Genomic DNA, 10,777 nt, shown 5'->3' on the forward strand with positions numbered 1-10,777 from the left:
TCGCCGCGAACACCGAGCGCGACCGCGAGGAGGCCCCCGGCGGGGCCCCGATGCAGGGCGGCGCTGCGGATCTCGACTTCGGCCTTTTCGACGCCGGGGCACGGGATCAGATGGACATGTTCGGCGACAGCGGCCGGGCCAGCACGGGCCTCGGAGATGGCTTCGATGACCCCTCCCCCACCGCCCCGGCGGTGCTGCGCCAGATGGAGGCGGCCGAGAACGATCTGCGCCGCGCCATTGCCGAGGGGCTCGAGCTCGAGGTGCCCACCGGGCGCGAGATCGACGGCGCGGCCGAGCTGCTCAGCGCCGCCGATCTGCTGGATGATCTCGACGCGGACGCGGATTTCCTGGGGGCGCTCGATGTCTGCAAGGCCTGATGCGTTGACCGGCGAGCTGCTGCTGCCCGAGCCCCCCTTCCCCGACCTGCCGCCGCTCCTGAGCGAATGCGCGCTCTGCGGCCGCGACGTGCTCGGCGAGGTGGTGCGTGCCCTGCCCGAGGGCCTGATCTGCGCCGGCTGCGACGGCGAGATAGATTTCTAGAAACCTAGTTTGCTAGCAAGGAAGGCGGCAGGCATGAGCCTTTTCGACTGTATCCAGGACGCCATGGACGGCGGCGAGATGGACCCGCAGCGCGGCGCCGAGGCGCAACGGCTGTTCAACGAGCTGCGCGCGGACTACGAGCCGCGCGTCGGCCGGGACGCGGCCAATGCGCAGGCCGCGGAGGACGTGAAGCGGATCATGGCGGCGCGCGCCGGCCGCAAGCGCCGGCTGACGCTGCTGCGGATGCAGGCGGCGCGGCGCGGCACGCAATACCTCGAGGCGCACCGCACGCTCACCGGCCGCGCCGACCCCTCGGACGGGCTGCGCATCTTCATCACCGGCGACGAGATGAGCGCGATCCCCGGCATCGTGCCGATGGCGCGCACGCTCAAGGGCTTCTACCACGCCGAGCTCGACCGCGTGCTCTCGACCTTCTCGCGCAACCTGCTCGGGGAGACCCGGAACAAGGCACGGCTGGCGAACATGACCCGCGAGCTCTTCGGCCAGGGCACCGGCGATGGCGCCGCGGCCGAGCTCGCCAAGTCGGTGCGCGAGGTGCTCGATCGCGCGCGGCGCGATTTCAACGCCGCCGGCGGTGACGTGGGCTTTCTCGAGAACTACGGGTTGCCGATGCACCATGCGCCGCGGGCGCTGCGCGATGCCGGCTTCGAGGCCTGGCGGGATGCGATCTGGGACAAGCTCGCCTGGCACCGGATCACCGACTTCGACACCGAGCTGCCGTTTGCGGCCGAGGGCGCCGTGCCACCGAAAGGCGCGCGCGCCGAGGAGTTTCTCGGCGACGTGTTCCGCAGCATCACCACCGATGGCTGGTCGAAGCGCGAGCCTTCGTTCCAGGAGGCCGGGCTTTCGGTTTCGAGCCACCGCTCGGCGAGCCGGGTGCTGCACTTCCGCGATGGCGATGCCTGGCTCGAGTACAATCAGGCTTTCGGCGCCGAAGACCCGTTCACCAATATCGTCACCGCGCTCGACGGCTACGCCCGCGACACGGCCTCGATGCGCGTGCTCGGCCCCAACCCCACAGCCGGCCTGACCTACCTGGGCCAGTGGGTCCAGAAGCGGGCCGCCGAGGCGCCCTGGACCGAGGCGCCCGAGGCGGCAACCCGCGCTGCGACGAAAGCCGCGCGCAAGGTGCGGGCGATGCTCGATCTGCACTCCGGCGCGGCGCAGGCGCCGGTTGATGGAATGCTAGCAAACTTTCTTGCTGGCACGCGCTCGGTGCTGGTCTCGGCGCAGCTCGGCTCTGCGGCGGTCTCGGCGGTGACGGACGTGGGTTTCCAGATGGCGGCCGCGCGCAAGATCGGCATCGACCCGGGCAAGGTGATTTCCCGCCTCGGCCGCGAGCTGGTCGGAGATCCCGCCAATGCCGCGCGCAAGGGGCTGATCGCCGAGCAGCTGAGCAACGTCGGCGCGGCGCAAGCGCGCTACATGGGCGAGGTCTTCACTCCCGAGACGGCGGCGCGGCTGTCGGACTTCGTGATGCGCGCCTCGGGCCTGACCCGCTGGACCGATGCCGGCCGGCACGCCTTCCAGCTCGAGTTCATGGGGCTGCTGGCCGACAACACCGGGCGGGGCTGGGACGAGATCGCATCGCCGCTGCGCCTGGTGCTCGAGCGCAAGGGCTTCACCGCCGCCGACTGGGAGGTGATCCGCGCCACCGAGCTGCACGAGGAGAGCGGCGCCACCTTCCTCATTCCGCACGAGCTGCGACACCGCGCCGATCTCGAGGCCGGGCAGGCCGATGATCTCGCCGTGCGGCTCATGTCGGTGATCCACGAGCAGACCGAATTTGCCGTGCCTTCGGCTTCGATCGAGGGGCAGGCGCTGTTCCTGGATCAGACCCGGCCGGGCACCTTCGCCGGGGAGCTGATGCGCTCGGGGCTGATGTATAAATCCTTCGGCATGTCGCTGCTCTACAACCAGACGCGGCGGCTCATGTCGCACGAGGGGGCGTGGAGCAAGCTGAAGTATTTCGCCGGCATGGGCACGTTGCTGACGCTGATGGGCGCGGTGAGCTTGCAGATGAAGGAGCTGGTCAAGGGGCGCGATCCCCGGCCGATGGGCTCCGGTGCGTTTGTCGGCGCGGCGGTGCTGCAAGGCGGCGGTCTCGGTATCTTCGGCGACTTCCTGGCTTCGGAAGAAAACCGCTTTGGCGGTGGCATCGCGGCCACGCTGGCGGGCCCGGTGGTCGGCGCGGCCTCGGACCTGACCAAGCTCGGCATCACCGCCGCCCGCGCACCCTTCGGCGGCGAGGGCAATCTCGGCCGCGAGGCCACCAATTTCCTACGCTACAACACGCCGGTCACCGGCATCTGGTATTGGTCCACGGCCTTTCAGCGGCTCATGTTCGACAACCTGCAACGCCTGGCTGACCCAGAGGCAGAGCGCGCCTGGCGCCAGGCGGCGCGGCGGCGAGCGCGGGAGTATGGCAACGCGGCCTGGTGGAAGCCGGGCTCGGCCTTGCCGGAACGCGCGCCGGACCTGTCAACAGCACTTGGTGGATAGACAGTAGCGCGATACCCCATTTTGTAGTATTTCACTACAAAACGTTGTGGGGCCGCATGACCGTCTATACCCAAATTGTCGAATACGCACTGGATGGCGACGGGGTCACCGTCGCCTTTTCCTATCCGGGTCGGGTCGATGACCTGGAGAACTTGCACTGCGCCGTCGCGCTCGAGAGCGGCGGGGTGGTGGAGCGGGACTACACGGTTACCGGGGATGACCAGGGCGCCACCTTCACTTTCATCGCGGCGCCGGCGGCGGGCGAGCGGGTCTACATGTGGCGCGATACCCCGCCCGAGCAGCGCGTCGATTACGCGGCCGGGGATTTCCCGAGCGAGACGCATGAGCGCACGGCTGACCGACTGGTGCTCATGGCGCAGGAGGTGCGGGACTCCGGCAAGCGCACCCTGCGCCTCAATCGCAGCGGCCCCGTGCTGAACCCGATCAACCCGGTGGAGTTCTCCGGCAAGCTGATGGGCATCGGCCCGGATCACCAGCTGATCCCCAGCACGCAAACACTCGACAAGATCGACAATGCCGCCTCGGTCGTGGACCGGGCGCTGGCCGAGATGGGCATCAGCCGGGGGGCCGATCTCGACTTCGGCCTCATCACCACAGCAGCAAACACAATTGAGGATTGGGGGTCGATCGAATGAGCGTGCAAATTCAGCGCCGCCGGGGCACGACGCAGCAACACGAGACCTTCACCGGCGCCGCCGGCGAAATCACGGTCGATGTAAGCCTGAACACGGCGCGGGTGCATGACGGCAAGACGCCGGGCGGCTTCCCGCTTGGCGTGGTGATGAGCACGGCCAGGGCGGTGCTGGCGATGGCTGCGCTGTCGCTGCCCGCAGGAATGCTGGTCACCGCCGGCGCCGACAACCTGTCTTACGAGGTGGCGCCGACCACTGCGACAGACCACCACAAGGTCACCGCCGGCGGCGTCAAGCTCTACGCGCTGCCCGGTGAGAACGGCTACAACGTCAAGGCCTTCGATGTATCGACGGCGGTGGGTTACAAGGCCATGCTCGACGCGCTGCCCGCCGGCGCGCAGCTGCATCACCCCGATGACTGGTCCGTCGATCTCGATGGCTCGGTGGAGATCGCCAAGAAAGTCAAGATGACCGGCGCAGGCGAGGTGCGCTGGACCGCTGGCATCGAAAATGCCGGCGGCTTCAAGGTCACCGCCGATGGCTGCGAGTTCATCGGCGTCCGGTTGAACAACCCAAACATGCTGCAATCCGACAGCGGCGAGCGCAACTACGGCTTCGACATTCGCGCCGACGAGGTGCTGCTGCTCGGCAATCACATCGAGCAATTCCAACACCCGATCGCCGTGCGGGCGATGGGCGAGTTCCACAACTTCCGCATTCTTGGGAACCGCCTCAAGGACTGCATCGGCATCGGCCTCGAGGACCGCGCCGATGGCATCGTGGTCTGGGGCTCGCAAGGTGTGATCTCGGGCAACGTGGTCAATGCCAAGTCGGGCCATGACTGCCGCATCGGCATTCACGTCGAGAGCCTGCCGGGCAGCATTGTCGAGGATGCGCCGCACAACGACGCGCTGCTGACCATCTCCAACAACGAGGTTTACGGGAAGTTCCGCCGCTCGATCGTCAACGAGGGCTGCATCGGCGTGGCGATCACCGGCAACACGGTGGCCGATTTCACCTGGCAGGGCATCGCGATTGTCGAGAACGCCAAGGGCACGGTGGCAAGCGGCAACACGGTGATCGTCACCCGCACCGCGGCCGACACCCAGGGCGCCAGCTACAACCCGCTCTATGCGGGGCTGTTCCTCTATGGCACCGGCGAGGGCAACCTCATCGCAAGCAACTCCGTCTGGCACAAGCCAGGCTCGGTGACCGATTGCTCGATCGGCATAGAGGGTGCCACCTCCGATCGTTACCAGAAGAACAGCGCGGTACGCGGCAACGTCATCACCGGCGAGGATGACACCGCGATCATTGGCGCCGCCGTCCATATCCGGGGATGGGTGCCGGAAGGCATCACCATCGCCGACAACCAAGCCGAAGGTGCGCTGACCCGCGGCGTGATGATCGCCAATTTCGGTACAACGACGAAGGTTCGGGCCGAGCGCAACAACTTCAAATGCGTGCCCGCCTCGACTGCCGGCTCGCAGGGCGTCGACTGGCAGGAAACCACCGGCGAGCTGGTCCTGCGCGGCAATAGGATCGAAGGTTTCTACCAAGGGTTTGACGTAACGAACGCAGGCGCCGGCGAGATCGTGGACAACACGATCCTGAACTGCGTCGTTGGCATCTTGGCGACCAACTCGGCCTTCCGTCGCATTGTGGGCAACTACATCGACGGCGTGACCCACGGCATCGACATCTTTGGGGTCACCGGAACTCTGGTCACTTGCAACGATATTCGCAACTACAGCGGCGAGGCGATCCGCAACGTCGGATCGGCGCTGGTGCCCTACGTCTACGACAACGGCGCGCAGACCATTCGCACGCGCGTCACCCTGTCTCTGGCGACGATCACCAACGGCGCCAGCTCGACCGAGACCGTGGCGGTGGCCGGGCTGACCAACCCGGCGCATATCAAGGTCTTTCCCGCCAGCACGAGCAACGGGCTCGGGGTGAGCGCGGCCTGGCTCAGCGGCGCTGGCTCGGTGAGCTTCACGGTGCGCAACGACAGCGGCGCCGACAGGGCCGCCGCGTCGGCCGATTTCATCGTCATCGCCGAGCGCTACGGCGCGCTGGCCTGAGGCAAGGGGGCCCAGGTGGAAGAGTTTGTTTTGAAATGGTGGACCGTCTTCCTCGGCCTCGGCGGCATCGTCGCGGCCGGGGCCGGCGCGTGGTTTGCAAGCCGCCTGGCGCAGACGCGCAATACCTGGCGCCTCGAGCTGATGGAAAAACGCCAGCGCGAGCACGAGGAGCGCACCGAGAAACGCTTCGATCTGCAAGGCGCGGAGCTCGCCAGCCTCAAGGCCGACACCAGCGAGGTGCGGCTCAATTTCAGCGTCCTGCAAGTCACGCTCGATCAGATGCGCGGCTCGCTCGATGAGATCAAGACGGCCCTCAAGGAGAAACAGGACAAATGACCTACCTGCCCCTGAGCCAGGTGCGCTATCTGGTGATCCACTACAGCGCCACGCCGATCGAGCACAGCTACGGGCTCGACGATATCGACGCGATGCACCGCAAGCGCGGCTTCAAGAAGATCGGCTATCACGCCTATGCGCCCCGCGCCGGCGGCTGGCAGCCCGGCCGCGATGTGGTGGCTGGCAACCGCACCTTCGAGATGGGCGCGCATAGCCAGGGCGAGAACGACGAGAGCCTCGGCTTCTGCTACGAGGGCGGCGTGCACCTTCTCGATCTCGATGCCGGTTTCGACAGCCGCACGCCCGAGCAGATCGAGGCGATGATCGGCTGGATCGACACCATGCTGCTGCTGACCGGCGGCGATGGCATCGACCCAGCCAAGGGGCCAGTGGTGATCGGGCATCGCGACATGCCCGGCGCGGCCACCCAATGCCCCGGGTTCGACGCCGGCGCCTGGTGGCGCGAGGTGGTGAAGTCTCGGCAGCTCACGGCGCAGCTCAAGGTCGCGGCCGATGGCAGCCGCGGCCTGCCGTCCTGGCTGCGCTGGCTGCTCAAGTTTCTCAGCGGAGGGCACAAGGCATGATGGGTCTTATCGGGCCTCTCGGGCTGGCGCTGCGCGTCGGTCTCTTCACCGGCGCCGGCTGGCTGGCCGAGCATTCTGACTTCATCAGCTGGCGCCCGGCTAGCGGCGACCTGACCGTCAACGTGGAGGGGCTGGCAGAGTTCCTGGCGGCCGGCATCGCCTTTGGCGGGGCGGTTGTCTGGCGCAAGATCGCCAAGGCCAAGGGCGGCACCACATGATTGTGGATCTGCTGCTCGGCCTCGTCGCCCTGCTCGGCCTGGTCGTCGGGGCGATGAAGCTCGGCGAGCGCAAGGAGCGACGGCGACAGATGGACGCCGCCGAGAAAGCGCAGGAGCGGCGCAGAGCGGCGCAGGAAGAGGCGGAGGGGATGACGGATGCGGAACTGGCCCGCGCTATCACTCGTCGCCCTTAGCGGCGCTCTGGCGGGCTGTGACGGCCCGTCCTTCTGCGACACCTATCAGCCTGTCCACTTCGAGGCGCAGCTCGCGCTCGAGGTCGTGGCGCGAGATCGCGTCTCGGCCGAGCGGACCTACGCCAACAACGCCGCCTTTGAGGCGTGTCCCTGATGCTCCCTCGCGGGCTGATGCCTCGCCCGCGTGTTCAGCCTGCCCCGGTCTCGGCCGGGGCTTTTTTTATGCGCGCGCGTTAGACCCACGGGGAAGCTCAAAGCCGGGTGGATCGGCCCGCTGCGCGACCCGATGCGGCCCCGCGACAGAGCCCCAGCTTGCCAGCCTTGTGAGGGGCGCTGCGCCGGGGCTCAGCCTCGAGGCCGCAGGGGACTATAGATCATTAGAAAGGGTCTATGCGTAAGTTGTTGATTTCTATAAGGGGGACCGGACTCCTGTGGCCACCCGTGCGGCCACCTGTGTCCGGTGACGCTAGGGGAGTGGACACGAAACGCCCGCCGTGTGGCCACCTGTGTCCGAATTTGGGACATGTATGGCCGCGCGCAGCGGAAACCCGTGTCCGATTTCTTGACAAGCCCGCCTAAAACTGGACAAGTACCGACAGAAAAAAGTGGGGCGGTATGAAACCAGAGAGAGACAGTTTTGCTCAGACAGATTCGGAGACGCATCTGCTCTGGGCGAAGATGGGGAGAAAGAACCCGACCGCGTCGTGTATCCTGCACGCGCTGATCGGGCTCGCGGACAAGCACAATTCTGTGGTGGTCTCGCACCAGGCGCTCGCGCGCATGGTCGATGCCTCCGAGCGCAGCGTGCGGCGCTCGATCCAGTACCTCGAGCAGGGCAACTGGATCGGGGTGAGCCGGATCGGACGCACCAACATCGTGAGCCACTACACCCTAAACGCCCGAGTGTGCTGGAAGGCGGCGCGGGATCAGCGCGGCTTTGCGGCGGTCACCGCGCGCGTCATCCTGGACGCGGAGGAGCAACCGAACACTCACGAGCTCGGGCATCAAAGGCCGCTACGGCAGATAGACACCGAGAGCATCCGCAGCATGAGCCCGGACTTCGCCGCGCTTCCTGACCTGCAAGACGATGACGGCCTCGAGGGCGGGCAGATCGACCTCGAGGAATACATCGCGATGAAGCAGCACCAGGAAGGCAAGTAACCTAGCAAGGTAGTTTGCTAGCAAAACAGAAAGGGCCGGCGCAATGCCGGCCCTTCGTGGTTTCAGTGGCGGTCTGCTGGGATCAGACTTTGCTAGGTCTCAGACCTCGCCAGCCTCGGCGCGCAGCATGTCGATCGCGCGCTCGATGAGGGCATACTGCTTCTGTCCAGTCTTCGCCGCAAGCATACGCAGGTAGGCGGCGCGGTCCTCGGTGATCCGCACATTGACTGGCACGCGGGTGCCCTCGTCGCGGGTGCTGGTGGCGGGCACGGCCGGGGCCCGATCGCGCGGCGGCGGGGCTATGGCGGCAAGGGTGGTTTTCTTCGCCATGTGGTTACTCCTTCGGTAGCGGTCGGGTCTCGGTAAAGCCTTCGGTGAAGCCGCGCTTGCGCAGCTCCTCGGCGATGGCTGGCGGCACGATAAGGCCATGCCCCTCGTTCCAGCCGCGGGTGGCGTTGATCCAGTAAGCAATGGCCTTCTGCTGGTATGCCTCGCGGCAGACCATTGAACAGGTCAGGATTTCTTGGCCGGTATCGAGCCGGGTGGTGAACCATCCGACGTGTTTCTTGGCGCGCTCGAGCGCCCATCTGCCGTGCTTGGATGGGACCACGAAGGCCTTCTTACCGCATTCGGCGCAAGTCAGGGTGGCGCTTGGCATCATGCGACCTCCGCGCTCGCCGTCAGCGCCGCGGCGATCTCGGCCGCCAGGGCTGCGGCTTCCTGGTTGATGCTCTGGTGCGTGGTCTCCGAGGCGGCGCGGCCGGCCATGTGTGCCTGGCGGATCGTCGGCATTTCGCGCAGCTCGGCGTCGAACACCTCGAGTCCGGCGCGGCGCAGGTAGTCGCGCACGTCGCGGCGTTCGGTCTCCGATCCCTTCACCCGGCCGAGCGCCACGCGGATGCGGACAGGCGGGGTGCCGGCGCGCTCGAGCTCGCCGGCCACGGCCGCCTGCGGGTGCAGGTCATCGAGCGAGTATCCGCTCGGCAGAATGACCAGGCTCGAGGCGCGCGCCATGGTGAGCCCGCCGCGCTCGGCATGGGCGGGCCCGTCGAGAATGGTCAGGTCATAGCGCCCGGCGTCCTTGAGCGCGCGCTCGACCGACCGATACTTGATCACGTCGAGATCGGGATCGAGCGCCTCGCGATCGCGGGCGATCTTCCATTGCGTCACGGTGCCCTGGTTCGCGTCCAGGTCGGCGATCAGCACGCGCCAGCCGGCGCGCGCCATCTCCACGCCGAGCAGGCGCGCGATCGTGGATTTTCCGACGCCGCCTTTCTGGCTGATGAGGGATAGGATCATGCTTTGCCTCCTTGTCTGGCGCCGGTTCGCGTGGCGCCCGCTGCAAGGATGCAAGTTTGCTAGCACGATAGCAAGCTAGCAAAAAAGAAAAGCAGCGCCGGAGCGCTGCCTTTGTGTCGTTCATGCCGCGGATCGTCAGTCGGCGGCGGGCTCGATGATCAAGGCGGAATGCGCCTCCACGAAATTGCCTCTGACGAACGGGCCGGAGATCATATTTCCGGAGACGTTCTGCGTTGCCGGGCCGGCTGACCTCACCTGATATTTCCTGCATTGGCAGACGTAGGTTCTGCCCGGGGGAGGGGGCTCCATATCCTGCCCGCAGTCGGGGCAGGATATGCCGGGGTATCCAAGGGCGCCGTTCAATCCTGCTCTCATCCTCCTGACCTCCTTACGCCGCCAGCACCTGCCCCATGTCCTCGAGGGACGGGGCGCGCAGCATGTTGATCTTGGAGATGGCGCGGTTCGCAAGGAAGCGCTGGCGGGGCAGGTAGTGCTCGAGCACCTTCATGCCGTTCTCGAGCGTGTGGCCGGAGACAGAGCAGATATCGGCGATCGAGGCGCCGCCTTCCGCCGCCCAGACCATGCCGGTGCGGCGCAGGTGCGACATGTTGAGGGCGCCGGCGTAGAGCGGATCCTCGAGCTCGCCGATCGGCACGCCGCCGGTCAGGCTCGGATGATCGGTGGCGGCTCCCTCGCGGACCTCGCACCAGGCGCGCTCGAGCTCGCGCTCGGTGTAGGCGCCGCCGCAGCGTTCGTTGAGGATCAGCGGCGCGCCGTTGTTGCCGATGTGCCCGAGGCGATCGGCGGCGACCGGGTGCAGGTTGAACGACAGGGCAACGCCGGTCTTGAATTGGGTCAGGTGCAGCACGCCGGCCTTGACGTTTGCGGTGGTCAGGGCGCGCACGTCCGCCGGCCGCTGCATGGTGGCGGCGAGCAGCACGGCGGCAACCGCCACGCTCGGACGGCCGATGCGGTCGGCAGCCGAGACCATCGCCCAAAGCTCGGCCCGGGGGCCGGGGCGCTTGGGCGGGCTCGGGCCGGCCAGCCCCGTGGCGGGGGGCGGGGTGGGGGGCCGCCTAGCGGTTGGCGAACTCGGGCGCGGGACCACTGGGGATGAACCCCAACACGATCATCCCGTCCGCAAGCGTCAGGTCCGCGTCGATGGTCTCGGCGTTGCCTTTCAGT

At 67.1% G+C, this 10,777-nt stretch carries 15 protein-coding genes; 11 read left to right on the forward strand and 4 right to left on the reverse strand.

Annotation, left to right across the window (positions count from 1 at the left end):
* From ACN0Q0_RS16375 to ACN0Q0_RS16425, 11 genes are all read left to right on the forward strand, one after another.
* The coding region (locus ACN0Q0_RS16375; RefSeq protein WP_417244361.1) for a hypothetical protein at positions 1-377 on the forward strand (377 nt) is incomplete at its 5' end.
* 4 nt (positions 378-381) lie between these two features.
* Complete coding sequence (locus ACN0Q0_RS16380) at positions 382-540, forward strand: hypothetical protein (RefSeq protein ID WP_417244362.1); 159 nt, start codon at positions 382-384, stop codon at positions 538-540.
* A 33-nt stretch (positions 541-573) separates the two neighbouring features.
* Entirely contained in the window at positions 574-3,063 is a 2,490-nt protein-coding gene (locus tag ACN0Q0_RS16385) for a hypothetical protein (protein ID WP_417244363.1), read from the forward strand.
* Between the two features lie 56 nt (positions 3,064-3,119).
* Positions 3,120-3,719 carry a hypothetical protein gene (locus ACN0Q0_RS16390; RefSeq protein ID WP_417244364.1) on the forward strand — a complete coding sequence of 200 codons (600 nt, stop codon included), beginning with the start codon at positions 3,120-3,122 and terminating at the stop codon, positions 3,717-3,719.
* Positions 3,716-5,800 (forward strand): NosD domain-containing protein, encoded by a 2,085-nt coding sequence (locus ACN0Q0_RS16395; protein WP_417244365.1) that lies wholly within the window; start codon positions 3,716-3,718, stop codon positions 5,798-5,800. The genes ACN0Q0_RS16390 and ACN0Q0_RS16395 overlap by 4 nt, the downstream gene beginning before the upstream one ends.
* A 15-nt stretch (positions 5,801-5,815) precedes the next feature.
* Entirely contained in the window at positions 5,816-6,136 is a 321-nt protein-coding gene (locus ACN0Q0_RS16400) for a hypothetical protein (RefSeq protein WP_417244366.1), read from the forward strand.
* Positions 6,133-6,720 carry an N-acetylmuramoyl-L-alanine amidase gene (locus ACN0Q0_RS16405; RefSeq protein WP_417244367.1) on the forward strand — a complete coding sequence of 196 codons (588 nt, stop codon included), beginning with the start codon at positions 6,133-6,135 and terminating at the stop codon, positions 6,718-6,720. Before ACN0Q0_RS16400 ends, ACN0Q0_RS16405 begins: the two co-directional genes overlap by 4 nt.
* Complete coding sequence (locus ACN0Q0_RS16410; protein WP_417244368.1) at positions 6,717-6,938, forward strand: hypothetical protein; 222 nt, start codon at positions 6,717-6,719, stop codon at positions 6,936-6,938. The genes ACN0Q0_RS16405 and ACN0Q0_RS16410 overlap by 4 nt, the downstream gene beginning before the upstream one ends.
* Complete coding sequence (locus ACN0Q0_RS16415) at positions 6,935-7,132, forward strand: hypothetical protein (protein ID WP_417244369.1); 198 nt, start codon at positions 6,935-6,937, stop codon at positions 7,130-7,132. The genes ACN0Q0_RS16410 and ACN0Q0_RS16415 overlap by 4 nt, the downstream gene beginning before the upstream one ends.
* The gene (locus ACN0Q0_RS16420) at positions 7,095-7,286 is read left to right on the forward strand and encodes a hypothetical protein (RefSeq protein WP_417244370.1); all 192 of its coding nucleotides are present in this window, start codon (positions 7,095-7,097) and stop codon (positions 7,284-7,286) included. The genes ACN0Q0_RS16415 and ACN0Q0_RS16420 overlap by 38 nt, the downstream gene beginning before the upstream one ends.
* 461 nt (positions 7,287-7,747) lie before the next feature.
* Complete coding sequence (locus ACN0Q0_RS16425) at positions 7,748-8,293, forward strand: hypothetical protein (RefSeq protein ID WP_417244371.1); 546 nt, start codon at positions 7,748-7,750, stop codon at positions 8,291-8,293.
* A gap of 99 nt (positions 8,294-8,392) precedes the next feature.
* Here the strand turns inward: ACN0Q0_RS16425 and ACN0Q0_RS16430 are convergent, their stop codons facing one another.
* From ACN0Q0_RS16430 to ACN0Q0_RS16445, 4 genes are all read right to left on the reverse strand, one after another.
* Positions 8,393-8,623, reverse strand: coding sequence for a hypothetical protein (locus tag ACN0Q0_RS16430; RefSeq protein WP_417244372.1), 231 nt, complete (start codon positions 8,621-8,623; stop codon positions 8,393-8,395).
* 4 nt (positions 8,624-8,627) lie between these two features.
* A complete protein-coding gene (locus ACN0Q0_RS16435) occupies positions 8,628-8,954 on the reverse strand; it encodes a hypothetical protein (protein ID WP_417244373.1) in 327 nt (108 codons plus the stop codon).
* The gene (locus ACN0Q0_RS16440; protein ID WP_417244374.1) at positions 8,951-9,592 is read right to left on the reverse strand and encodes a ParA family protein; all 642 of its coding nucleotides are present in this window, start codon (positions 9,590-9,592) and stop codon (positions 8,951-8,953) included. The genes ACN0Q0_RS16435 and ACN0Q0_RS16440 overlap by 4 nt, the downstream gene beginning before the upstream one ends.
* 388 nt (positions 9,593-9,980) lie before the next feature.
* Positions 9,981-10,583, reverse strand: coding sequence for a hypothetical protein (locus ACN0Q0_RS16445; RefSeq protein ID WP_417244375.1), 603 nt, complete (start codon positions 10,581-10,583; stop codon positions 9,981-9,983).
* Positions 10,584-10,777 lie beyond the last annotated feature (194 nt).

This window comes from Celeribacter sp., assembly GCF_048259695.1.
In the GTDB taxonomy this organism is placed as follows: Bacteria; Pseudomonadota; Alphaproteobacteria; order Rhodobacterales; family Rhodobacteraceae; genus Celeribacter.

Bases quoted from the DNA above. Each gene is read 5' to 3' on its own strand.
- ACN0Q0_RS16405 (WP_417244367.1), top strand. From the start codon at position 6,133: ATGACCTACCTGCCCCTGAGCCAGGTGCGCTATCTGGTGATCCACTAC.
- ACN0Q0_RS16440 (WP_417244374.1), bottom strand. From the start codon at position 9,592: ATGATCCTATCCCTCATCAGCCAGAAAGGCGGCGTCGGAAAATCCACG.
- ACN0Q0_RS16425 (WP_417244371.1), top strand. From the start codon at position 7,748: ATGAAACCAGAGAGAGACAGTTTTGCTCAGACAGATTCGGAGACGCAT.
- ACN0Q0_RS16410 (WP_417244368.1), top strand. From the start codon at position 6,717: ATGATGGGTCTTATCGGGCCTCTCGGGCTGGCGCTGCGCGTCGGTCTC.
- ACN0Q0_RS16395 (WP_417244365.1), top strand. From the start codon at position 3,716: ATGAGCGTGCAAATTCAGCGCCGCCGGGGCACGACGCAGCAACACGAG.
- ACN0Q0_RS16385 (WP_417244363.1), top strand. From the start codon at position 574: ATGAGCCTTTTCGACTGTATCCAGGACGCCATGGACGGCGGCGAGATG.
- ACN0Q0_RS16445 (WP_417244375.1), bottom strand. From the start codon at position 10,583: ATGGTCTCGGCTGCCGACCGCATCGGCCGTCCGAGCGTGGCGGTTGCC.
- ACN0Q0_RS16415 (WP_417244369.1), top strand. From the start codon at position 6,935: ATGATTGTGGATCTGCTGCTCGGCCTCGTCGCCCTGCTCGGCCTGGTC.
- ACN0Q0_RS16430 (WP_417244372.1), bottom strand. From the start codon at position 8,623: ATGGCGAAGAAAACCACCCTTGCCGCCATAGCCCCGCCGCCGCGCGAT.
- ACN0Q0_RS16390 (WP_417244364.1), top strand. From the start codon at position 3,120: ATGACCGTCTATACCCAAATTGTCGAATACGCACTGGATGGCGACGGG.
- ACN0Q0_RS16420 (WP_417244370.1), top strand. From the start codon at position 7,095: ATGCGGAACTGGCCCGCGCTATCACTCGTCGCCCTTAGCGGCGCTCTG.
- ACN0Q0_RS16435 (WP_417244373.1), bottom strand. From the start codon at position 8,954: ATGATGCCAAGCGCCACCCTGACTTGCGCCGAATGCGGTAAGAAGGCC.